Source organism: Stenotrophomonas sp. STEN087 (genome assembly GCF_056759115.1).
This window is the reverse complement of record NZ_JBRRCR010000031.1, coordinates 1-19895: the sequence shown is the minus strand read 5'-3', so window position 1 is coordinate 19895 and position 19895 is coordinate 1. Positions and strand designations below refer to the sequence as shown.

The 19895-nt window shown below is 66.8% G+C and carries 25 protein-coding genes, 1 tRNA gene and 1 pseudogene; 14 read left to right on the top strand and 13 right to left on the bottom strand.

The genetic code is table 11. The features are described 5' to 3' along the window. Nucleotides 1-72 precede the first annotated feature (72 nt). The 4 genes from ACVOK1_RS10480 (at nucleotide 73) to ACVOK1_RS10465 (ending at nucleotide 2168) form a co-directional block, all read left to right on the top strand. Entirely contained in the window at nucleotides 73-528 is a 456-nt protein-coding gene (locus ACVOK1_RS10480) for a pilin (protein WP_481561982.1), read from the top strand. Nucleotides 529-667: 139 nt separating this feature from the next. Next, a complete protein-coding gene (locus ACVOK1_RS10475) occupies nucleotides 668-1135 on the top strand; it encodes a pilin (protein ID WP_481561981.1) in 468 nt (155 codons plus the stop codon). A gap of 79 nt (nucleotides 1136-1214) precedes the next feature. Further along, nucleotides 1215-1682, top strand: coding sequence for a pilin (locus ACVOK1_RS10470; RefSeq protein ID WP_481561980.1), 468 nt, complete (start codon nucleotides 1215-1217; stop codon nucleotides 1680-1682). A gap of 66 nt (nucleotides 1683-1748) precedes the next feature. Then, on the top strand, nucleotides 1749-2168 hold the full coding sequence (locus tag ACVOK1_RS10465) for a response regulator (RefSeq protein ID WP_481561979.1): 420 nt from the start codon (nucleotides 1749-1751) through the stop codon (nucleotides 2166-2168). An 18-nt stretch (nucleotides 2169-2186) separates the two neighbouring features. Here the strand turns inward: ACVOK1_RS10465 and ACVOK1_RS10460 are convergent, their stop codons facing one another. Beyond that, nucleotides 2187-2393 carry a hypothetical protein gene (locus ACVOK1_RS10460; RefSeq protein WP_481561978.1) on the bottom strand — a complete coding sequence of 69 codons (207 nt, stop codon included), beginning with the start codon at nucleotides 2391-2393 and terminating at the stop codon, nucleotides 2187-2189. A gap of 396 nt (nucleotides 2394-2789) precedes the next feature. On the opposite strand from ACVOK1_RS10460, the gene ACVOK1_RS10455 reads away from it, so the two are divergent. The 5 genes and pseudogenes from ACVOK1_RS10455 to ACVOK1_RS10435 form a co-directional block, all read left to right on the top strand. Beyond that, nucleotides 2790-3065 (top strand): hypothetical protein, encoded by a 276-nt coding sequence (locus ACVOK1_RS10455; RefSeq protein WP_481561977.1) that lies wholly within the window; start codon nucleotides 2790-2792, stop codon nucleotides 3063-3065. A gap of 9 nt (nucleotides 3066-3074) precedes the next feature. Next, nucleotides 3075-3308, top strand: a complete 234-nt coding sequence (locus tag ACVOK1_RS10450; protein ID WP_079222578.1) for a DUF1653 domain-containing protein — start codon at nucleotides 3075-3077, stop codon at nucleotides 3306-3308. Between the two features lie 72 nt (nucleotides 3309-3380). After that, on the top strand, nucleotides 3381-4148 hold the full coding sequence (locus tag ACVOK1_RS10445) for a transporter (protein ID WP_481561976.1): 768 nt from the start codon (nucleotides 3381-3383) through the stop codon (nucleotides 4146-4148). Nucleotides 4149-4199: 51 nt separating this feature from the next. After that, entirely contained in the window at nucleotides 4200-4772 is a 573-nt protein-coding gene (locus ACVOK1_RS10440; protein WP_481561975.1) for a TetR/AcrR family transcriptional regulator, read from the top strand. 8 nt (nucleotides 4773-4780) lie between these two features. Then, a pseudogene (locus ACVOK1_RS10435) lies at nucleotides 4781-4849 on the top strand (QacE family quaternary ammonium compound efflux SMR transporter); the annotation flags it as partial. A 32-nt stretch (nucleotides 4850-4881) separates the two neighbouring features. On the opposite strand, the gene ACVOK1_RS10430 reads toward ACVOK1_RS10435, so the two are convergent. Both ACVOK1_RS10430 and ACVOK1_RS10425 read right to left on the bottom strand, forming a co-directional pair. After that, nucleotides 4882-5055, bottom strand: a complete 174-nt coding sequence (locus ACVOK1_RS10430) for a DUF1328 domain-containing protein (protein ID WP_200751934.1) — start codon at nucleotides 5053-5055, stop codon at nucleotides 4882-4884. 95 nt (nucleotides 5056-5150) lie between these two features. Further along, nucleotides 5151-5789 carry a LysE family translocator gene (locus ACVOK1_RS10425; protein ID WP_481561974.1) on the bottom strand — a complete coding sequence of 213 codons (639 nt, stop codon included), beginning with the start codon at nucleotides 5787-5789 and terminating at the stop codon, nucleotides 5151-5153. 149 nt (nucleotides 5790-5938) lie between these two features. Here ACVOK1_RS10425 and ACVOK1_RS10420 point away from each other — a divergent pair, with 149 nt between their 5' ends. Then, complete coding sequence (locus ACVOK1_RS10420; protein WP_481561973.1) at nucleotides 5939-6664, top strand: aspartate/glutamate racemase family protein; 726 nt, start codon at nucleotides 5939-5941, stop codon at nucleotides 6662-6664. Nucleotides 6665-6673: 9 nt separating this feature from the next. Here ACVOK1_RS10420 and ACVOK1_RS10415 read toward each other — a convergent pair whose 3' ends face one another. From ACVOK1_RS10415 to thrS, 10 genes are all read right to left on the bottom strand, one after another. Continuing rightward, complete coding sequence (locus ACVOK1_RS10415; RefSeq protein ID WP_481561972.1) at nucleotides 6674-7066, bottom strand: hypothetical protein; 393 nt, start codon at nucleotides 7064-7066, stop codon at nucleotides 6674-6676. 224 nt (nucleotides 7067-7290) lie between these two features. Beyond that, nucleotides 7291-7367: transfer RNA gene (locus ACVOK1_RS10410), tRNA-Pro, on the bottom strand. 68 nt (nucleotides 7368-7435) lie between these two features. Next, nucleotides 7436-7792: a MerR family transcriptional regulator gene (locus ACVOK1_RS10405; protein WP_053518690.1), complete on the bottom strand. Its 357-nt coding sequence runs from the start codon at nucleotides 7790-7792 to the stop codon at nucleotides 7436-7438. Next, nucleotides 7773-8072: an integration host factor subunit alpha gene (locus ACVOK1_RS10400; protein WP_005410432.1), complete on the bottom strand. Its 300-nt coding sequence runs from the start codon at nucleotides 8070-8072 to the stop codon at nucleotides 7773-7775. The genes ACVOK1_RS10405 and ACVOK1_RS10400 overlap by 20 nt, the downstream gene beginning before the upstream one ends. 27 nt (nucleotides 8073-8099) lie before the next feature. Then, the gene (gene pheT / locus ACVOK1_RS10395; RefSeq protein ID WP_481561971.1) at nucleotides 8100-10496 is read right to left on the bottom strand and encodes a phenylalanine--tRNA ligase subunit beta; all 2397 of its coding nucleotides are present in this window, start codon (nucleotides 10494-10496) and stop codon (nucleotides 8100-8102) included. Between the two features lie 87 nt (nucleotides 10497-10583). Beyond that, nucleotides 10584-11579 carry a phenylalanine--tRNA ligase subunit alpha gene (gene pheS, locus ACVOK1_RS10390; RefSeq protein WP_150455548.1) on the bottom strand — a complete coding sequence of 332 codons (996 nt, stop codon included), beginning with the start codon at nucleotides 11577-11579 and terminating at the stop codon, nucleotides 10584-10586. Nucleotides 11580-11775: 196 nt separating this feature from the next. Beyond that, nucleotides 11776-12135, bottom strand: coding sequence for a 50S ribosomal protein L20 (rplT, locus tag ACVOK1_RS10385; RefSeq protein WP_005410435.1), 360 nt, complete (start codon nucleotides 12133-12135; stop codon nucleotides 11776-11778). Between the two features lie 11 nt (nucleotides 12136-12146). Further along, the gene (gene rpmI / locus ACVOK1_RS10380; RefSeq protein WP_005410436.1) at nucleotides 12147-12344 is read right to left on the bottom strand and encodes a 50S ribosomal protein L35; all 198 of its coding nucleotides are present in this window, start codon (nucleotides 12342-12344) and stop codon (nucleotides 12147-12149) included. A 254-nt stretch (nucleotides 12345-12598) separates the two neighbouring features. Continuing rightward, entirely contained in the window at nucleotides 12599-13141 is a 543-nt protein-coding gene (gene infC / locus ACVOK1_RS10375) for a translation initiation factor IF-3 (protein ID WP_079222586.1), read from the bottom strand. A 48-nt stretch (nucleotides 13142-13189) separates the two neighbouring features. After that, nucleotides 13190-15091 carry a threonine--tRNA ligase gene (gene thrS, locus ACVOK1_RS10370; RefSeq protein WP_200751938.1) on the bottom strand — a complete coding sequence of 634 codons (1902 nt, stop codon included), beginning with the start codon at nucleotides 15089-15091 and terminating at the stop codon, nucleotides 13190-13192. A gap of 360 nt (nucleotides 15092-15451) precedes the next feature. Here thrS and ACVOK1_RS10365 point away from each other — a divergent pair, with 360 nt between their 5' ends. The 4 genes from ACVOK1_RS10365 (at nucleotide 15452) to ACVOK1_RS10350 (ending at nucleotide 19754) form a co-directional block, all read left to right on the top strand. After that, on the top strand, nucleotides 15452-17536 hold the full coding sequence (locus tag ACVOK1_RS10365; RefSeq protein ID WP_481561970.1) for a TonB-dependent siderophore receptor: 2085 nt from the start codon (nucleotides 15452-15454) through the stop codon (nucleotides 17534-17536). 61 nt (nucleotides 17537-17597) lie between these two features. Further along, nucleotides 17598-17909 carry a hypothetical protein gene (locus ACVOK1_RS10360; RefSeq protein ID WP_164072853.1) on the top strand — a complete coding sequence of 104 codons (312 nt, stop codon included), beginning with the start codon at nucleotides 17598-17600 and terminating at the stop codon, nucleotides 17907-17909. Continuing rightward, nucleotides 17909-18172, top strand: coding sequence for a hypothetical protein (locus ACVOK1_RS10355; protein ID WP_481561969.1), 264 nt, complete (start codon nucleotides 17909-17911; stop codon nucleotides 18170-18172). Before ACVOK1_RS10360 ends, ACVOK1_RS10355 begins: the two co-directional genes overlap by 1 nt. A gap of 22 nt (nucleotides 18173-18194) precedes the next feature. Next, nucleotides 18195-19754, top strand: coding sequence for a PepSY-associated TM helix domain-containing protein (locus ACVOK1_RS10350; RefSeq protein WP_481561968.1), 1560 nt, complete (start codon nucleotides 18195-18197; stop codon nucleotides 19752-19754). Nucleotides 19755-19895 lie beyond the last annotated feature (141 nt).

Genomic DNA, 19895 nt, shown 5'->3' with positions numbered 1-19895 from the left:
GGGGCCGCTGGGGAGAGCGGCCCCGGCCCGTGGACGTCGTCCTGCAGCACCTACTGCACTGGAGCCAGCGATATGCGGCACGCTTCCACACCACCCGCAGACGACATGCAGCCGCCCCGGGCACGGCCCTGGGTGGCCTTCGCCGTTGCTGCGGCACTGATCACGCTCTCTGCCGTGATCCTGTTGATGCCCGTGACACACAGCGACAGCCAACGAGCACGACTGCACGCCACCGTGACCACGCTTGGCACTGGGATCCAGGCCATCGAAACCAGCTACGCCGAGGGCGAACTGGAACCCAGCGACAGGCATCTCGGGTTGCCTGCCAGCGCCGCGTTCTGCGCGCATCTCAGGCTGCACCTCCCGGACACGGGGCACGCCCGCCTGAGCTGCGAGCTGCACGAGGACGCACGCGTGCACGGCACGCTGATACTTCGTCGCAGCCCGCAGGGTGCCTGGCATTGCGAAGGCGATGTTGCCGATCCCCAGCTGTTGCCCGCGGCGTGCAGTGCCGCTGCATTCAAGTAATCGTAAATGCACCGCTGCCGCGACACTTTTACCAATCCTTGAATATCAACCTGAATGTCCTGGTGATTATCTATGGCCACGCTCTGGAATATCCATTCCACAGCGCCCCATTCAATTAATCCCGCCATGGAGGATCATCATGCAGACCCCTGACACGCTTGCACGCCGCACGCCCACTCGCCTTTCCCGACAGGAGGGTTTCTCGCTCATCGAACTGATGGTGGTGGTGGCGATTATCGGCATCCTGGCGATGATCGCGCTGCCGCAATACCAGTCGTTCTCGGCCAAGGCCAAGCTGGCTGCAGCATTGGCCGAAGTGACGCCCGGCAAGGTCGGTGTTGAAGCCCTGCTCGCCGAAGGCACTGATATCAGCAGCGTCAGCCCGCAGGCACTGGGATTGCCAATGGCAGGGTCGCGATGCGAGTCCTTCGATGCATCGCTGGATGGCATGGGCGGCACCAGCAGCCTGGTCTGCAAGCTCAAGGATGATCCGAGCTACGGCACAGGCAACCAAACGATCAGCCTCGTCCGCAGCGCGGATGGCGTCTGGAACTGCGAGAGCAACATCCATGACCAGAACCTGCTGCCCGAGCCTTGCCGTAGCTGACAGCCGACAAGAAATCACCGGGGGACTTCATGACGGAGTCCTCCCATTGAACTGCAATCTCACCAGCTGGGAGAGTTACATGCATATCTCCGTACCGCCAGCGTCGTTCCCGCCCACCAACTCAGTCCGCAGCCGCGGGTTTTCTCTTATCGAACTGATGGTGGTGGTAGCGATCATCAGTATTCTCGGGATCATCGCCCTGCCTCAGTACCAGCGATTTTCTGCCAAAGCCAAGATCAGTGCCGCGCTGTCCGAGCTCGCAAGCGGAAAGCCCGGCGTGGAACTGGTCATCGCCGAAGGGTTTGGGAATCTAAGTCTCCCATCGCCTGAGCAACTCGGCCTGCCACCGGTCGGCGAGCACTGTGAGCGCTTCCAGATCAGTCGCACTAGTCAGAGCCTGAGTATCCACTGCAGTATAAAAAGTGATCGATACCTGGGGATGTCGGCATCCCTGACCCTCGACCGCGATACCAGTACGCGCGCGTGGAGATGCACGAGCACCATCATGGACAATGACCTGCTGCCCGAAATGTGCCGACGCTTGTGATCCGGACAGGTCCGGCATGGTCATTCCCACCGCTGTATCCCTGCAACAACGCTCCAGGTATTACTGATGGCAGACGGAAGCAATGAACGCAGGTCGCTCTCGGCCACCTTGGTCATCGCCGACGCCAATCCCTGGATTCGTCGCGAGCTGAGTCAGCAGATCCGCCCACACCTGCGCACGGAAACAATCCACGAAGCCCGCTCGCCTTCCGAAGTACTGATGCGGGTCGCCGATCCTCGTTGCAGCCTGCTGGTGATCGACCCCTGCATGCCGACGTTAGGCCAGACCGACGGCACACCTTTGTTGCGCCGCATCTGTTGCCTCCGTCGGGACCTGCACATCCTGGTGCTTGCCCGCCAACCGCAGCAGCTGTTGCGCGACAAGGCGTTTCCCAGGCAGATCGGCCACGTCTGCGGCAAGAACATCAGCGCAACCTGGCTGTGCCGCTTCGTCGAACGGGCCTTGGCGCAGGCCGAAGCCGCCTGACCTTCGTGCGCCACCGCTTCAGTGACCGAAATGCACCGCGTCCACGGTGTTGCCCAGCGCCTCCACGCGCACCGTGCTGTCCTGGCCGGTGCGGCGGTGGTGGTCGCTGGCGCGCAGCAGGGCGGCATCGAAGGCGGCGGCGCCACTGGCGAAGGGTTCGGCGACCGCGGTCGCCGGGTCCAGGACGGACCAGTGCGCGGCACTGCATTTGACGGTAATGACCATAGTGGACTCCTTGAAGGGAAAGGGCTGCGGCGCCGGGGCGCCTGCGGTTGCCGCCCACCCTAGGGAGCTCGTCAGGGAGTGCCTATCGGATTAGTACGAAAATTCCTGACCAGAACGTCAGAACACCACCCCCATCACATCCCTGAGTCCGTTTAGTGAAAGTTTTTCGTGACTCTTGTCACGAAGTCAGCGGCGCTTCACACTACCGTCACTAACAGGGGCCCCTTCCACATGCGCACCTCGCTTCCGATGCAGCGTTCGACCTTGCTGAAGTTCTACTTCGTGGCCAGCTATCTGGTCCTGTTCGAGGAACTGGTGCGCGCCAGCATCAGCTGAGCGCTTGTCGCCCGGGCGGATGCGGCCGACACTGAGGCCCCCGCACCCGAGGCCACGCCGATGAAGACCGCTTTCCTGCCGGTGCTGCTGATGCTGGCCATGGGCGGCTGCGCCCAACCCGAACCCGCGCCTGCCCGCGACCCGACCACCGCCGCGCCGGTTGTCGGTGGTGATCGCGACGAACACGGCTGCATCGGTTCGGCCGGCTACCAGTGGTGCCAGCGCAGCGGACGCTGTGAGCGGCCGTGGGAGCTGGCCCAGGCCCAGGGCCTGGCCAACACCGCCGAGGCCATCGACGCGTGGTGCGCGCTGCCGCCCACGCCCGCGCGGAAGTAAACTTCCCGCATGTCCGACCTCAGCCCCCTGCCCCGCCTCGAGCCGGGCCGTTACCGCCATTTCAAGGGCGGCCTCTACGAAGTGATCGATATCGTGCGCAGCAGCGAGACCCTGCAGCCGCAGGTGCTCTACCGCGCCCTGTATGGCGAAGGCGGCCTCTGGGTACGCCCGTACGCCATGTTCGTCGAGCAGGTACCGGGCGAGCACGGCCCGCAGCCGCGTTTCGCCCGCATCGACGACTGAGCCCGGCGTTCACGGCGCCCCGACGCGCCGGCCGCGCATGCTCGGCACCACCTCCCGGGCTCGTCGGCCAGCATGCGCCAGTGCATCGTTCTGTTCGGCCTTTCCGTGGCCTGCCTGTCCGCACAGGCGGCGCCACCCTCCAGCCCTCCCGACTTTGACCGGCCCGGCCTTGGCGCTGGCACCGACACGGTGCCTCGCGGGGCCGCCGCGCTCGAGTTCGGGCTGCCTGCTTACCTGCGCGAAACCGGCGCCGAGGGTCTCCGCAGCACGACCTGGTCAGGCGATATCCTGCTGCGCACCGGACTGGCGCCCGGCCTGGAACTACAGCTCTCCGGCACGCCTTGGAACCGCCAGCGCCTGCGCGCGCCGGATGGCGCACAGGGCCGCCTGCGCGGGGCCGGCGACAGCAGCGCGGGCCTGAAATGGGCCGGCCCGGGCAGCAATGACCGCACCGCCTGGGCCGTACTGGCCTCAGCCGTGGTGGCGCGCGGCGATGCCGCCTTCAGCGACGGTCGCCAATACGCGCTGGCGGTCAGCGTCGAACAATCCCTCAGCGATCAATGGCAGCTGGCGCTGTTCGCGCAGCAGCAGCGCGGTGCCGGCCAACGCACGACCACCTGGGCGCCCAGCATTTCGCTGCAGGCCACGCCGACGGTGTCCACCTACCTGGAAGCCGGTTTCTTCGACGTCAGCGATGGCCCCGACCCGTCCATTGCCGGCGCGGGACTGAGCTGGCGGGTGCGGCCCAGCGTCCAGCTCGATGTTTCATTCGATGTAGGGCTGGACGATGAGAGCCCGGATCTTCAGTTCGCCACCGGGCTGTCGGTCTACCTGGACTGAGCCGGGCAGCGCTGGGCTACAATGATACCGTCCAGTCGGTTTCCTTCTCCCATGTCCGCATCCCCTGCCCTCACCCGCCGCAAGGCGCCCGATCTCGTGCGCCAGGCCCTGCTGGACGCCACCGCCCGCCTGATCCGGCAGGAAGGATTGGCCGCGTTGACGGTGCAGGACGTCGCCGCTGCCGCCGGGGTCAGCAAGGGCGCCCTGTTCCACCACTACAGCAGCAAGCAGGCGCTGCTGGATGCCACGCTGGGCGCGATGCTCGATGATTTCGAGCAGGACCTGCGCGCGCACATGCAGCGGGCACCCGCCAGCCACGGCTGCTTTACCCGCGCCTACGTCGAGGTCACCTTCGATCACCTGCTGCAGCAGACCCAGTATGACGACATCGGCCTGACGATGGCCAACCTGCTGGAACCGGCGATGCTGGCGCACTGGCGCGAATGGATGCGCGGCATGCTGGCGGAGTTCCCAAGCGAGGCCAGCGACCCACGCCTGTACACGGCGCGCTGTGCCGCCGATGGTTACTGGGCGACGGCCTATGGTCGGCCGCTGGACGAGGAAGAGCGCCGCAATGCGTTGGCCATGGCGGCCGAGGCGATGAAACTGTGCACGCCCGGCTGAGCTGGGCGATCGGCATCGGCCTGATCTGCGCGGGCGTACTGGTGATCAATCTGTTCTCGAAAAGCAGCGCGCACTGAGCGCGCTGCTGCCTGCAGCCGTGGACAGGCGATCAGGCGACCTTCTTGGCAATGCTCATGCCGATCAGGAACAGGATTACCGCGATGATGATGCCGGCCCAGAACAGGAACTTGGCGATGCCGACTGCGGCACCGGCGATGCCACCGAAGCCGAGTACACCGGCGATGAGGCCGATGACGGCGAAGATGATGGCCCACTTGATCATATCGATCCTTTCCCCTGGGGAAGCTGACGGTATGAACAGGTTAAGCAGCTTCCGATGCCCGCCCCGTGAGCGCGCCGCGCGCGCGGCGTGAACATTCAGCGCGGACGGAAACGCAGCAGCGCGACCGCGAAGGCCAGGAACACGCTGCCCACCAGGCGCTCGAACCAGCGCTGCGCGAAGGGCCTGGACAGCCAGCGACGCAGGCTGTGGCCGCCGGCGGCATACATCACGTACCAGAACAGCTCGCAGCTGGCGAAGGTGGCCACCAGCACGGTGTACTGCAGCCCCTGCGCACGTGCGGGATCGACGAACTGCGGCAGGAACGCGGCGGCGAACAGCAACAGCTTCGGGTTGCTCAGGCCCACCAGCAGGCCGCCGCGAAAGACCGCCCCTGCACCGTGGGCCGGCTCCAGCAGCGGTTCGCCTGCGCTGGCCGCCGGGGCCGGCCGACAACTGTCGCGCCACGCCTTGATGCCCAGCCAGGCCAGGTAGGCCACGCCGAGATAGCGCAGCACCTCGAACAGCATCGGCGAGGAACGCAGCAGCGCGCTCAGTCCTGCGGCGGAGGCGGCGAGCACCAGCAGCATGGCCAGCAGGCAGCCCGCCATGGCCGGCACGCTGCGGCGGAAACCGAGGCCGACGCTGCGACCGAGGATATGCAGCATGTTCGGGCCCGGCGTGCCGCACAACACGAAGACCGTGGCGAGGAACCACCACCAGGTTTGCAGGGCCATTGCTGTTCTCGACGCGGGAAGCCCACCAGCTTACGGGCTGGCGCCGCGCGGCGGTACGTACAGCCTGGGGCGCGATCGACGGTTACAGAAGGCGGCCAGCAAGCGGGGCCGGTCTGTGCTGCAATGCGGCTTCCAGCACGGAGACACGCATGAAGACCTTGGGCCTGATCGGCGGCATGAGCTGGGAAAGCTCGGCGCAGTACTACCGCCTCATCAACGAGGATGTCCGCCAGCGGCTGGGCGGTGCGCACTCGGCGCAGCTGCTGCTGTGGTCGGTGGATTTCGCCCGCATCAAACAGCTGCAGCACGACGGCGACTGGGATGCACTGGGCGCGGAGATGATCGATGCCGCGCGACGGCTGCAGGCCGGTGGCGCCGAGCTGCTGGTGGTCTGCACCAACACCATGCACAAGCTGGCGCCGCAGCTGGAAGCCGCCTGCCCACTGCCGCTGCTACACATCGCTGATCCCACCGCGGAGGCCATCCTGTGCACGGGCGTGCGCACGGTCGGTCTGCTCGGCACGGCGTTCACCATGGAAGAGGACTTCTACCGCGGCCGGCTGAGCGAACGCTTCGGGCTGGAGGTGCTGGTGCCGGACGCCGACGACCGCCGCGACGTGCACGACATCATCTACCGCGAGCTGATTGCCGGCGTGGTCAGCGAGGCCTCGCGACAGGTATATGTGGAAGTGATCCAGCGCCTGGTCGCGCGCGGCGCCGAAGCGATCATCCTGGGCTGCACCGAAATCATGCTGCTGGTCCGCGCGCAGGACAGCCCGGTGCCGTTGTTCGACACCACCACCCTGCACGCGCGCGCCGCCGTGGATGCCGCGCTGGCCAGGGGTCGGATCCCTTCGCAACGCGAAGGGCTCTGACCCCGTCTTTCAGCCTTCGCGTATTTCCAGCGCGGTCACCAGCCATTCGACCACCGTGGGCGAATCGCACAGGAAGAACACGGCGTCGCCGCTGCGTGCTTCGCTCAGCATGCGATACACGCTGATGGCCGTGGCTGCCTGGTTGGCAATGAAGACTTCGGTGCTGCGAGGCCCTTCGACCTGCCGCGATTCGCGCTGCAGCGCCTGGCGCGCGGCAACGGTTTCGGCCGGTTCGGCTTCGCGGCTGAGGTCCTCGCCGCGCAGGCCCCAGGACACAAAGACACGCTTGTCCTTGAACGTGGTGTCCAGGACATGGACGCCGGCCGCGCCTGCGCCGGCCGAGCGATGAATGACGATACTGCTGATCAACGCAACCCCCTGTGGTCGTCGTGGTCCGCGCATCGTCCAGCACGCGCGCCGTTGCCGCCGGTGGCCGGAGCCGGGGCTCCGCCTGCTGGCGCGACGGTGGGCACTGGAAGAAAACCGATGCGATAGGATGTCCGCTGATGATAAGGGAACTGCCCGGCTGCATGGGCTGCGGGCCTGAACGCCCGGTATCGCGCGCCACGGGGAGAGCCAACAAAAAAGCCCACGCATCGCTGCGCAGGCTTTCTGTTTCATCACAGTGGTCGGGACGGCCGGATTCGAACCGACGACCCTCTGCCCCCCAGGCAGATGCGCTACCAGGCTGCGCTACGCCCCGACTGATGCTGCGATGTACCCGCCAGTGCGGCGGGCCGTGAAGTATAGCGGATTACGCTGGGTTTTGGATCACCGGCGAAGCAATTGCAGCACTTCTTCCAGCTCCATGCGCACCTGCTTGATGATCTGGTTGCTCAACGCGGATTCCTCGCGCGCATCCGGACCCTCCAGCCGCAGGCGCGCGCCACCGATGGTGTAACCCTGTTCGTACAGCAGGCTGCGGATCTGCCGCACCATCAGCACGTCATGGCGCTGGTAGTAGCGGCGGTTGCCACGGCGCTTGGCCGGCTCAAGGCTGGGAAATTCGGTTTCCCAGTAGCGCAGCACGTGCGGCTTGACGTCGCACAGCTCGCTTACTTCACCGATGGTGAAGTAGCGCTTGGCCGGGATCGGCGGTAGTTCGCGGTTACTGCCCGGATCCAGCATAAGCTTCCACCCTCTCCTTGAGCTTCTGGCCCGGACGGAAGGTGACCACCGTACGGGCGGAAATCGGAATTTCCTCGCCGGTCTTGGGGTTGCGACCCGGGCGCTGGTTCTTGCGCCGCAGATCGAAATTACCGAAGCCGGACAGCTTCACCTGACGTCCCTGTTCCAACGCTTCACGCAGCACATCGAAGAACGCGTCGACGAATTCCTTGGCTTCCCGCTTGTTCAGACCGACTTCGTCGAACAGCTTTTCCGCCATCTCCGCCTTGGTCAATGCCATTGCCTGCTACCCCTGAGTGCTTCCCGCTCAGCCGCGGATCCGTGCGTGGTGTTCACGTTCGATCGCAGTGACCGCCTCGGCCACCACCGCTTCCACGTCGCGGTCCGTCAGAGTGCGCGACTTGTCCTGCAAAATCAAGCCCATAGCGAGACTCTTGAATCCCGGCTCGACCCCCTGGCCAACGTAGCGGTCGAACAGGTTCAACTCGCGCAGCAGCGGGCCGGCGGCCTGGCGGATGGTCGCGGCCAGGTCGCTCCACGCCACCTGTTCAGGCACCAGGAACGCGAGGTCGCGGCGCACGGCCGGGAAGCGCGACAGCTCGCCGGCACGCGGCAGGGCACGGGCCGACAGCGCCTCCAGGTCCAGCTCGAACGCATAGACGTCGGCGTCGATGTCCATGGCCTTGGCCAGGCGCGGGTGGATCTGGCCGATCCAGCCGATCACCACGCCATCGCGGTACACCTCGGCCGAGCGGGCCGGATGGCCGAAGGCGCGGGTCGAGGGGCGGAATTCGAGCACGGCACCGCTGGCGGCGGCCAGCGATTCCAGGTCGCCCTTCAGGTCATGGAAGTCGACCTTGCGGGTCGGCAGGCCCCACTGCACGGCCTGCGCATCGCCACAGACGGCGGCGGCCACGCGCGGGGTTTCCAGCGGTGCGGGCCGGCTTTCGCCGGGCGACGTCTCGCCGGTCTGCTGGGCGAACACCCGGCCGACCTCGAACAGGCGCACGCGGCCCAGCTGGCGGGCGGCATTGCGGCCCAGGGTGGCGACCAGGCCCGGCAGCAGCGCCGGGCGCATCACCGCCAGCTCGGCCGACAGCGGGTTGGCCAGCGGCACCAGGTTGTCGCGCAGCTGCCACTGGGTCAGCAATGCATCGTCGACGAAGGCAAAGTTCAGGGTTTCCTGCAGGTCGCGGGCGACCAGCTGGCGACGCACGCTCAGCACGTCCAGCTGGGTCTCGGTCGGCATCGCCACGCGCGCCGCGCCACCCGGCAGGGTGGTCGGGATCTGCTCGTAGCCGTGGATGCGGGCCAGCTCCTCGATCAGGTCTTCTTCGATGGCGATGTCGAAGCGCCGGCTCGGCGCGGTCACCTGCCAGCCTTCGCCGGCCGCGGTCACACCCATGCCCAGCGCGCGCAGGATGCGCTCGACTTCGGCGTCTTCAATGGTGATGCCCAGCACGCGGGTGATGCGGGCGCGGCGCAGGGCGATCGTCGCTGCCTGCGGCAGATCGGCCTGATTGACCGCCTCGGTGACCGGCGCCGGGGTACCGCCGGCCAGGTCCAGCACCAGGCGGGTGGCGTATTCGATGGCGGTGCGCGGCAGCGCCGGGTCGACGCCACGCTCGAAGCGGTGGCCGGCATCGGTGTGCAGGCCCAGCTTGCGGCCACGGCCCATGATGGCGGCCGGCGCGAAGTGCGCGGCCTCCAGGAACACGGCGGTGGTATCGTCGGTGACGCGGGTGTCGAAGCCACCCATCAGGCCGGCCAGGCCGACCGCACGGTCGGCGTCGGTCACCACCAGGAAGCTCTCGTCCAGCACCGCATCGCGGCCGTCCAGCAGCTTGATGGCTTCGCCGGAGCGCGAACGGCGCACGCCGATGCTGCCCTGCAGGGTGCCCAGGTCGTAGGCGTGCATCGGCTGGCCCAGTTCCAGCATCACGTACTGGGTGATGTCGACCAGCAGCGAGACCGGACGCACGCCGCTGCGGCGCAGGCGCTCGGCCATCCACAGCGGGGTCTTGGCGGCGGCGTTGACGCCTTCGATGACGCGGCCCAGGTAACGCGGCGCTTCGGCGCCGGCGTCGAGCTGGATGGACAGCTCACGGCTGCCGACCGCGGCAATGGCGTCGGCGGCGAAATCCAGCACTTCGCTGCGGGTGGCCGCGGCCACGTCGTAGGCGATGCCACGCACGCTGAAGCAGTCGGCGCGATTCGGGGTCAGCTTGATCTCGATGCTGGCGTCCGGCAGGCCCAGGTACTCGACCAGGGTCTGGCCGACCGGCGCGTCATCAGGCAGTTCCAGCAGGCCCGAGGCATCGGTGTCCAGGCCCAGTTCCTTGGCCGAGCACAGCATGCCGTTGGATTCGACGCCGCGCAGCTTGGCCGGCTTGATCGCCAGATCGCCGATCTGCGCGCCGACCATGGCCAGCGGTGCAACCAGGCCCGGGCGCGCGTTCGGCGCACCGCAGACGATCTGCAGCAGTTCGCCCTGCCCTGCGTCGACCTTGCACACCTGCAGGCGGTCGGCTTCGGGATGGCGCACGGCTTCGACGATGCGTGCCACGACCACGTGCTGCAGGCCGCTGCCGAGCGCGGTCACTTCTTCCACTTCCAGGCCGATGGCGGTCAGCACCGCGCTCAGTTCATCGCGCGAAGCGGAGGTCGGGACGTGGCTGCGCAGCCAGTTTTCGGAGAATTTCATGGTGTCACCCTGGTGGGCCCGGCGCATGCGCCTGGGCCTGCGAATTTAGGAGCAGCCGAGCATGGCTCGGCTCTACATGGTTGCGGCTTACGCGAACTGTTTCAGGAACCGCACGTCGTTCTCGAAGAACGCGCGCAGGTCGTTGACGCCGTAGCGCAGCATCGCAAAGCGCTCCACGCCCAGGCCGAAGGCGAAGCCGGTGTAGCGCTCCGGATCGATGCCGACGTTGCGCAGCACGTTCGGGTGGACCATGCCGCAGCCGAGCACTTCCAGCCAGCGGGTGCTGCCGTCGGGCTGCTGCCAGGCGATGTCCACTTCCGCGCCGGGTTCAACGAACGGGAAGTAGCTGGGGCGGAAGCGCATTTCGAAATCGCGCTCGAAGAAGGCACGGACGAATTCGGCCAGCGTGCCCTTCAGGTCGGCGAAGGTGGAGTGCTCATCCACGAGCAGGCCTTCGACCTGGTGGAACATCGGCGAATGGGTCTGGTCGCTGTCGCTGCGGTACACCTTGCCGGCGGCGATCATGCGCAGCGGCGGCTGGTGCTCGCCCATGTAGCGCACCTGCACACCGGAGGTATGCGTGCGCAGCAGGCGGCCATCGCCGAAGTAGAAGGTGTCGTGCATGGCGCGCGCCGGGTGGTGCGGCGGGAAGTTCAGCGCCTCGAAGTTGTGCCAGTCGTCCTCGATTTCCGGACCCTCGGACAGCTCGTAGCCCAGCCGGCCGAAGATGCCGGTGATGCGTTCCAGGGTGCGGGTGATCGGGTGCAGGCCGGCGCGGTCGCCGTTGCGGCCCGGCAGGGTGATGTCGATCGCTTCGGCGGCCAGTCGCGCATCCAGTGCGGCGTTTTCCAGCACGGCCTTGCGCTCGCCCAGCGCGCTGGACAGCGCGTCACGGGCCTGGTTGATGGCTTCACCGGCGGCCTTGCGCTCGTCGGCCGGCAGAGTGCCGAGCTGCTTGAGCTGGGCGGTGATGCTGCCGCTCTTGCCGAGCAGGGCCACGCGCAGCTGTTCCAGCGTGTCGGGGCTCTGTGCGGCGGCCACATCGGCCAGCGCCTGGGTGGTGAGGGATTGGATGTCGCTCATGGGGGGCCGGAACTCCAGTCGGTCTGCCATCGCGATGCGCGAAGGGCCGACCCCTGTCGCCACCGCCGGTCCCCGCACCGCGCGCCTGCGGCGTTGCCGGGACCCAAAAAAGAATGGGGAAGGACTTGCGCCCTTCCCCATGCATTGCCTCTACCTGACACCGTTCCCGTTGAACGGCAACGGCATCGGGAAGGACTTATGCCGCCAGTGCGCCCTTGGCCTTTTCGGCCAGTGCAGCAAAACCAGCTGCGTCGTGCACGGCGATATCAGCCAGGACCTTGCGGTCCAGGGTGATGCCGGCCTTCAGCAGGCCGTTCATGAAGCGGCTGTAGCTCAGGCCGTTGATGCGGGCAGCCGCATTGATACGGGTGATCCACAGCGAACGGAAGTTGCGCTTCTTCTGCTTACGGCCGATGTAGGCGTACTGCTGTGCCTTGATGACCGCCTGCTTGGCGACGCGGAAGACCTTGCGACGGGCATTGTAGTAGCCCTTCGCCAGATCAAGGATTTTCTTGTGGCGGCGACGCGCCTGTACGCCACGCTTAACTCGTGCCATTTTTCAGTTCCTCAGAGGTAAGGGAGCATGCGGTCCAGACGGCCTGCGTCTTCTGCACGGACATGGCCCGTCTGACGCAGATTACGCTTACGCTTGGTCGCTTTCTTCGTGAGGATGTGGCTACGGTTGGCGTGGCCGCACTTGTACTTGCCCGAGGCGGTCTTGCGGAAACGCTTGGCCGCTGCCCGGTTGGTCTTGATCTTGGGCATTGCAATGTCCTTGATGGGGGTGACCCTGGTTTCTGACTGATCTGGCGGTGGCCGTGGCCACTCTTTCCGTCCTGCCATGATCGGCGTACGACCCGTCCTGGGTGGGTCGAGCCGGGCATGATACAGGCAAAACCGCCCTGTCACCAGCCCCTGCAACCCTTTTTCCGTCCTGCTGCAAAAGCAAAGGGACGCCAATGGCGTCCCTTCACCCTGAACCATTCAGCCAAGCGCCCCGAAAGGCAGCCCTGCAGGCCTCAGGTCTTCTTCTTCGGCGCGATCATCATGACCATCTGACGCCCTTCCAGGCGCGGACGGGATTCGATGACGATGTCCTCACCCAGATCGGTCTCGATCCGGTTGGCCATCTCGCGCCCCAGTTCCTGGTGGCTCATTTCACGGCCACGGAAGCGGATGTTGACCTTGATCTTGTCGCCTTCCTCAAGGAAACCGCGCATCTTGCGCAGCTTGATCTGGTAGTCGCCCTCGTCCGTGACCGGACGGAACTTCACTTCCTTGATCTCGACCTGCTTGGTCTTCTTCTTGGCCTCGCTGGCCTTCTTCTGCGCTTCGAACTTGAACTTGCCGAAATCCATGATCTTGCAGACCGGCGGATCGGCCTGCGGCTGGATTTCAACCAGGTCCAGGCCTTCATCTTCGGCCATGGACAGCGCTTCGTCGCGCGACAACACGCCGATCATTTCTCCGTCACTGCCGATCACGCGAACGCGCGGCACACGGATTTCCTGATTCTTGCGGTTCTGTTTGTTGTCAGGGGTGCTGATATTACGTTCTCCCAAGGGTATCGAACCGGTCCGGGTGCCTGTGCGCCCGGACCGGACCTTTGCTTACGCGCCCTCGGCCTGGAGCCGCTCGATGAAGGCCTGCAGGCTCATGCTGCCAAGGTCTTCGCCAGAACGCGTACGCACCGCCACAGCTCCATTTTCCTTCTCGCGGTCACCGATGACCAGCAGGTAAGGCACGCGCTGCAACGTATGCTCGCGGATTTTATAGCCGATCTTCTCGTTACGCAAATCGGAGCTGACGCGGAAGCCTTGCTCCGCAAGGGTTTTAGTCACGCCCGCGACGTATTCAGCCTGGGCGTCGGTGATGTTGGCCACCACCACCTGGGTCGGGGCCAGCCAGGCCGGGAACTGGCCGGCGTGGTGCTCGATCAGGATGCCCAGGAAACGCTCCATCGAGCCGACGATGGCACGGTGCAGCATGACCGGGTGCTTCTTCTGGCTGTTTTCGTCCACGTACTCGGCGCCCAGGCGGCCCGGCATCATGAAGTCGACCTGCATGGTGCCCAGCTGCCAGGTACGGCCGATCGCGTCCTTCAGGTGGTACTCGATCTTCGGGCCGTAGAAGGCGCCCTCGCCCGGCAGCTCCTGCCATTCCACGCCACAGGCGGTCAGCGCCGAGCGCAGCGCGCCTTCGGCCTTGTCCCAGGTGGCGTCATCACCCAGGCGCGATTCCGGGCGCAGGGCGATCTTGATCTGGATCTCGTCGAAACCGAAGTGCTGGTAGACCGCCAGCGCCTGCTGGTGGAACGCGGTCACTTCCGATTCGATCTGGTTCTCGGTGCAGAACACATGGCCGTCGTCCTGGGTGAAACCACGCACGCGCAGGATGCCGTGCAGCGCGCCGGACGGCTCGTTGCGGTGGCAGGAACCGAATTCACCGTAGCGGATCGGCAGGTCGCGGTAGCTGTGCAGGCCCTGGTTGAACACCTGGACATGGCCCGGGCAGTTCATCGGCTTGACCGCGTAGGTGCGCTTCTCCGATTCGGTGAAGAACATGTTGTCCTGGTAGTTGTCCCAGTGGCCGGACTTCTTCCACAGGCTGACGTCCAGGATCTGCGGGCAGCGCACTTCGCCGTAGCCGCTGCTGCGGTAGACCTTGCGCATGTACTGTTCGACCACCTGCCACAGCGCCCAGCCCTTGGGGTGCCAGAACACCAGGCCCGGGGCCTCTTCCTGCAGGTGGAACAGGTCCTGCTGCTTGCCGATGCGGCGGTGGTCGCGCATTTCGGCTTCCTCGATGCGCTTGATGTACGCCTCGAGCTGCTTCTTGTCGGCCCATGCGGTGCCGTAGATGCGCTGCAGCTGTTCGTTCTGCGCATCGCCACGCCAGTAGGCGCCGGAAATGCGGGTCAGCTTGAAGGCCTTCAGGAAGCGCGTGTTCGGCACGTGCGGGCCGCGGCACATGTCCACGTATTCCTGGTGGTAGTACATGCCCATCGCCTGGATGTCGTCGGACATGTCCTCGATCAGGCGCAGCTTGTAGTCCTCGCCACGGGCCTTGAAGATCTCGACCACTTCGGCGCGCGGCGTCACCTTCTTGATGACGTCGTAATCCTGGGCGATCAGCTCGCCCATGCGCTTCTCGATGGCGGCCATGTCTTCCGGCGTGAACGGGCGCTCGGAATAGATGTCGTAGTAGAAGCCCTCGGCGATGACCGGGCCGATCACCATCTTCACGTCCGGGTACAGCTGCTTGACGGCGTGGCCGACCAGGTGGGCGCAGGAGTGGCGGATGATTTCCACGCCCTCCTCGTCCTTGGCGGTGATGATGCGCAGGCTGGCATCGTGGTCGATGACGTCGCTGGCATCGACCAGCACGCCATCGACGGCGCCGGCGATGGTGGCCTTGGCCAGGCCGGCGCCGATCGACTGGGCGACGTCCATGACGCTGACGGGATTTTCGAATTCGCGGCGGCTGCCGTCGGGAAGGGTGATATTGATCATCGCAATGGCTTCGTGCGGGGCCCGCTCGGGCGGGCTGGAAAGCGTTCCGGGCGGTGCCCGGGCAATAAAAAAGCGCCGCGAGGGCGCCTGCGGAACAGGGCCTTCGGGGGCAGGTCAGCGGTGGGCGGTGGTAGTGCTCATGTCGCACGCTCGGCCGGCGCTGGGCGCGGGCCACCTTGTTCCAGTCAGGGTTCTGCGACGATCTTAAACCAGCGCGCGGCAAAGCCCAAGCCAGCCGGGCCGTGGCCCTGCCGGGACGGCTGAATGGCGTTCGCTGGCGGGGCCAGATGTCAATGATTACCATACGCAGGCGTTTCTCACTCGCGTGTGGCGCGCCCCTTCCCGGCTCTGGATCCGCCCATGTCTACGCAGTCGCTGCCGGTCCGTACCGGCCTGTTCCGTGCCCCGCTGTCGGCCCTCGCGCTTGCCCTTGCCACTGTCGTATCCGGCACGCTCCCGGCCGTAGCCCAGGCCGACGAGGCGCGCACCCTGGACACCGTTCAGGTCACTGCGCCGATCGCCACCGAGAGCGGCAGCGCGACCAAGACCGACACCCCGCTGCGCGAGATTCCGCAGTCGATCTCGGTCATCACCGACCGGCAGATGCGCGACCGTGGCATCCACGGCGTGGAGGAAGCGGTGTGGTACACCGCCGGCGCCCAGGGCGGCCAGTACGGCGAGGACACCCGCAGCGACTGGCTGCTGGTGCGCGGCTTCAAGCCCGCCCGCTACCTCGATGGCCTGGCCACGGTGGAAGGCACCTGGACCGGTGAATCGCGCATCGAGCCGTATGGCCTGGAGCGCATCGACGTGCTGAAGGGCCCGGCCTCGGTCAACTACGGCGCGATGCCGCCGGGCGGCCTGGTCAACTTCGTCAGCAAGCGCCCCAGCGCCAACCCGCTGCAGGAAGTGGAACTGCAGGTCGGCAACTACGGCCTGAAGCAGGCCGCCTTCGACATCGGCGGCGCGCTCAATGACAGCGGCAGCGTGCTGTACCGCCTGGTCGGCCTGGCCCGCAACAGCGACAACGTCATCGACCAGGTGCATGACGACCGCTACTACCTCGCGCCGTCCATCACCTGGACGCCGGACGAAGCCAATTCGCTGACCGTGCTGGCCCGCTACCAGAAGAACGATACGGTCGAGACCGGTGGTTTCCTGCCCTACCAGGGCACGGTGGTGCCCGGTGCCAACGGCCGTTACATCTCCCGCCATTTCTTCAGCGGCGAGCCGGGCGTGAACGACTACACCAAGGAAGCCGCGTCGCTGGGCTATGAGTTCCGCCACGATTTCGGCGACGGCACCGTGTTCAACCAGAACGTGCGCTACAGCTGGGCCGAAGTCGATGCCAGCCACGGCAGCCTGGGCCTGTTCGGTCTGGTCGCGCCGGACAGCACCGAGCTGGTGCGCTATTACTATCCGCGCATGAACACCTCCGAGAGCGTGTCCATCGACAACAACCTGACCTTCCGCTTCCACAGCGGCCGCGTCGAGCACACCGTGCTGGCCGGGCTGGACTACCGCCGCGCGCGCGACGATTACGCCTCGGCATTCCTGTTTGGCGCCCCCACCCTCGATGCCTACAACCCGGTGTACGGCGCGCCGGTGCAGGTGCCCGACTACACCTCGCGGCAGGTGCAGACGCAGGGCACGCTGGGCCTGTACCTGCAGGACCAGATCCGCATCGACCGCTGGCTGGTGACCCTGGCCGGCCGCCAGGACTGGGTCGGCACCGATACCGAACAGCGCATCGGCGGCACCGGCACCGCGCACCAGAGCGATGACCAGTTCTCCGGCCGGGTCGGCGTGAACTACCTGTTCGACAACGGCGTCAGCCCCTACGTCAGCTGGTCGCAGTCGTTCCAGACCACCATCGGCACCGATTTCGAAGGCCGCGCATTCGTGCCGACCACCGGCGAGCAGTTCGAGGCGGGCGTGAAGTACCAGCCCGAAGGCGGCCGCCTGCTGCTGACCGCCGCCGCCTACCAGATCGAGCAGGACAACACGCTCACCGTCGACCCGCAGCACACCCTGTTCTCGATCCAGCAGGGCCAGACCCGCGTGCGCGGCGCCGAACTGGAAGGCCGCTGGAACATCGGCCAAGGCCTGAGCGTGTACGGCAGCTACACCCGCCTGGACGCCAAGGTCCGCCGCAGCACCGATGCCGCTTCGCTGGGCAAGCGGGTGGCGCTGGTACCGAAGGAAAGCGCCTCGCTCGGCGCCGATTACACCTTCACCGCCGGCGCGCTGAGCGGCTTCGGCTTCGGTGCGGGCGTGCGCTACAACGGCGGCATCTACGGCGACATCTACAACGATTGGTATACCCCGTCGTTCACCCTATTCGATGCCAGCGTGCATTACGACCGTGGCCCGTGGCGCCTGCAGGTGAACGCCGCCAATGCCACCGACAAGAAGTACGTGTCGGCCTGCAACAGCGCCACCTGATGCTATTACGGCTATCCGCGCACCGTCACCGCCAGCCTGCGTTACCAGTGGTGAGCCGACGATGATCACCGTGGGCCTGTCGACGCTGGGCTTCTGCAGCCTGGCCGTGCTGTCGGCGATGTTTTCCGCGCTGGCGTTCTACGCGGCCTCGCCGCACTGCCGCTGGCCGCGCCTGCGTCGCGCCGGCCGCCTGGGCCGGCAGATCGGCCTGGTCGCCGCGGTCGCCTCGCTGTGGCTGTGGATGGCCGAACTGGGCGTTGCCGCCGGGCTGGTGGCGATGCTGTGCACCTGGATGCTGGTGGCCCTGCTGCTGCCGGCGCTGGCCGCCTGGCACCGCCCGGCGGTGGATGGCAGCGCACGGGAGCCGCGCTGATGTGGATGCGTGCCCTGTCCGGCATCTTCGTCGGGTTCTTCCTTGCCGCCGCCGCCACCGGCCTGCTGACCTGGCTGCCGCCGGGGCCGTGGCCGAGCGCGGTGGTGCCGGCCTTGATCGCCTTCGTCCCGCTGTGGATGCTGGCAGCGCTGTGGGCCTTCAGTTTCCGCACCGTGGCGCACGCCTGGCTGGTACCTGCCGGCTGCGCCGCCGCCGGCTTCGCCGTGTTGTGGCTGCTGCGCCTGAGCGGCGCGGTGCAATGAGAACGAGCGCAGGACATCCCGCATGAAATTCAGTTCGCAGACCCTGCGTACCTTCACCACCCTGCACACCTGGGTCGGCCTGGTGGCCGGCTTCGGCCTGTTCGTGGCGTTCTACGCCGGTGCCCTCACCCTGTTCCACCACGATCTGCCGCTGTGGCAGACGCCGGGTGCGGCCAGCGTGCTGCCGGCCGGTCTGGACGACGCGCAGTACCTGCTGGACGACGTGCTGGCCAAGCACCCGGAAGCACGCCGTCATGTCGGCATGACCTTCCCCGGTGCCGAGCACCCGCAGCCGCTGGCCTACTGGCAGGGTGCCGACGGCGGCTGGCGCTATGCCTGGCCCGGCAATACAGGCGGCAGCGCCACGCCGCCGCAGGCGGGCCTGGCCGAGCTGGTCAACGAACTGCACTACAGCCTGGGCCTGCCGGTGGCCGGCATCTACGTGATGGGCATCGTCAGCCTGCTGTACGGCATGGCCCTGCTCAGCGGCCTGGTCATCCACCTGCCCAAGCTGCTGGGTGACCTGTTCGCGCTGCGCCCCGGCCGCAACCTCAAGCAGATGTGGCAGGACGCGCACAACGTGATCGGTGTGCTCAGCCTGCCGTTCCACCTGATGTTCGCGGTGACCGGTGCCCTGCTCTGCCTGGTCTTCATCCAGATCGCCCTGCTCAACCCGCTCATCTTCGAAGGCAAGGCCATGCAGGTGGTGCCGGCGGCGATGGATACCGCGCCGGTGCGCGAAGCTGCGGGCGTGCCGGCCGCGCCGGGCAGCCTGCGCGAGCTGCATGCGCGTGCGCTCGAAGTGGCCCGCGCACAGGGCGTGGCCGATTTCGAACCGGCTTACCTGAAGCTGGCCAATGGCGGCGATGCCAACGCCACCATCGAGATCACCGGCGAATCCAGCGGCACGCTGGGCCCGCTCGGCTCGGTGGCGCTGGACGTGGCCAGTGGCCGCGTGCTGGCCAGCCAGCTGCCGGGCCATCGCGATGCCAACCACGCCACGCTCAGCGCGGCCTATGCCCTGCACTTCGGCGAATTCGGCAACGGCGTGGTGGTCTGGCTGTACTTCCTGCTGGGGCTGGGCGGTGCCTTCCTGTTCTATTCGGGCAACCTGCTGTGGATCGAATCGCGACGCAAGCGCCGGCAGCCGCAGCAGCCGCGCGCAGGGGTGAACATGGCGCGGGCCACGGTGGGGGTGTGCATCGGCCTGTGCGTGGCGATCTCGGTGGCCTTCGTCACCGCGCTGGTGCTTGAACACGTGGCCCCGGCGACGGTGGACCACGGCATCCGCTGGGCCTGCTTCGGCACCTGGGCGGCGTGTGCGCTGTGGGCGGCGCTGCGCCGGCCGGCACAGGCCGCGCGCGAGCTGTTGTGGGCCGCGGCCATCAGCACCGCGCTGGTGCCGGTGATGCATGGCGCGCTCAGTGGCGACTGGCCGTGGCTGACCGCCGCACGCCGGTTGTGGCCGCTGTTCTGGATCGACATGGTGGCCCTGGCGATGGCCTTTGGCTTCGCCCGGCTGGCCGTGGCCAGCCAGCGCCGCGCCCGCGATGGCGACCCCAACAGCGTGTGGGCCAATTGAGGAAACCGCCGGGCATGGCCCGGCGCTACCGCTACACACCGACTTTGTAGAGTCGGGGCGGCGGGGGGGGGGGGGGGTTTTGGGGCCCACGGGCACGGGCCGGGGGGGGGGCCACCAACAGCCGGGGGCTGGGCCCCCCCG

Excerpts from the sequence above, each read along its gene's own strand:
- ACVOK1_RS10470 (WP_481561980.1), top strand. The coding sequence starts at position 1,215 with ATGCATATCTCCGTACCGCCAGCGTCGTTCCCGCCCACCAACTCAGTC.
- rpmI (WP_005410436.1), bottom strand. The coding sequence starts at position 12,344 with ATGCCCAAGATCAAGACCAACCGGGCAGCGGCCAAGCGTTTCCGCAAG.
- ACVOK1_RS10400 (WP_005410432.1), bottom strand. The coding sequence starts at position 8,072 with ATGGCATTGACCAAGGCGGAGATGGCGGAAAAGCTGTTCGACGAAGTC.
- rplT (WP_005410435.1), bottom strand. The coding sequence starts at position 12,135 with ATGGCACGAGTTAAGCGTGGCGTACAGGCGCGTCGCCGCCACAAGAAA.
- ACVOK1_RS10350 (WP_481561968.1), top strand. The coding sequence starts at position 18,195 with ATGAAATTCAGTTCGCAGACCCTGCGTACCTTCACCACCCTGCACACC.
- ACVOK1_RS10355 (WP_481561969.1), top strand. The coding sequence starts at position 17,909 with ATGTGGATGCGTGCCCTGTCCGGCATCTTCGTCGGGTTCTTCCTTGCC.
- ACVOK1_RS10460 (WP_481561978.1), bottom strand. The coding sequence starts at position 2,393 with ATGGTCATTACCGTCAAATGCAGTGCCGCGCACTGGTCCGTCCTGGAC.
- ACVOK1_RS10420 (WP_481561973.1), top strand. The coding sequence starts at position 5,939 with ATGAAGACCTTGGGCCTGATCGGCGGCATGAGCTGGGAAAGCTCGGCG.
- ACVOK1_RS10425 (WP_481561974.1), bottom strand. The coding sequence starts at position 5,789 with ATGGCCCTGCAAACCTGGTGGTGGTTCCTCGCCACGGTCTTCGTGTTG.
- pheT (WP_481561971.1), bottom strand. The coding sequence starts at position 10,496 with ATGAAATTCTCCGAAAACTGGCTGCGCAGCCACGTCCCGACCTCCGCT.
- ACVOK1_RS10465 (WP_481561979.1), top strand. The coding sequence starts at position 1,749 with ATGGCAGACGGAAGCAATGAACGCAGGTCGCTCTCGGCCACCTTGGTC.
- pheS (WP_150455548.1), bottom strand. The coding sequence starts at position 11,579 with ATGAGCGACATCCAATCCCTCACCACCCAGGCGCTGGCCGATGTGGCC.
- ACVOK1_RS10405 (WP_053518690.1), bottom strand. The coding sequence starts at position 7,792 with ATGCTGGATCCGGGCAGTAACCGCGAACTACCGCCGATCCCGGCCAAG.
- ACVOK1_RS10365 (WP_481561970.1), top strand. The coding sequence starts at position 15,452 with ATGTCTACGCAGTCGCTGCCGGTCCGTACCGGCCTGTTCCGTGCCCCG.
- ACVOK1_RS10445 (WP_481561976.1), top strand. The coding sequence starts at position 3,381 with ATGCGCCAGTGCATCGTTCTGTTCGGCCTTTCCGTGGCCTGCCTGTCC.
- ACVOK1_RS10480 (WP_481561982.1), top strand. The coding sequence starts at position 73 with ATGCGGCACGCTTCCACACCACCCGCAGACGACATGCAGCCGCCCCGG.
- ACVOK1_RS10415 (WP_481561972.1), bottom strand. The coding sequence starts at position 7,066 with ATGCGCGGACCACGACGACCACAGGGGGTTGCGTTGATCAGCAGTATC.
- ACVOK1_RS10455 (WP_481561977.1), top strand. The coding sequence starts at position 2,790 with ATGAAGACCGCTTTCCTGCCGGTGCTGCTGATGCTGGCCATGGGCGGC.
- ACVOK1_RS10360 (WP_164072853.1), top strand. The coding sequence starts at position 17,598 with ATGATCACCGTGGGCCTGTCGACGCTGGGCTTCTGCAGCCTGGCCGTG.
- thrS (WP_200751938.1), bottom strand. The coding sequence starts at position 15,091 with ATGATCAATATCACCCTTCCCGACGGCAGCCGCCGCGAATTCGAAAAT.
- ACVOK1_RS10440 (WP_481561975.1), top strand. The coding sequence starts at position 4,200 with ATGTCCGCATCCCCTGCCCTCACCCGCCGCAAGGCGCCCGATCTCGTG.
- ACVOK1_RS10475 (WP_481561981.1), top strand. The coding sequence starts at position 668 with ATGCAGACCCCTGACACGCTTGCACGCCGCACGCCCACTCGCCTTTCC.
- ACVOK1_RS10430 (WP_200751934.1), bottom strand. The coding sequence starts at position 5,055 with ATGATCAAGTGGGCCATCATCTTCGCCGTCATCGGCCTCATCGCCGGT.
- ACVOK1_RS10450 (WP_079222578.1), top strand. The coding sequence starts at position 3,075 with ATGTCCGACCTCAGCCCCCTGCCCCGCCTCGAGCCGGGCCGTTACCGC.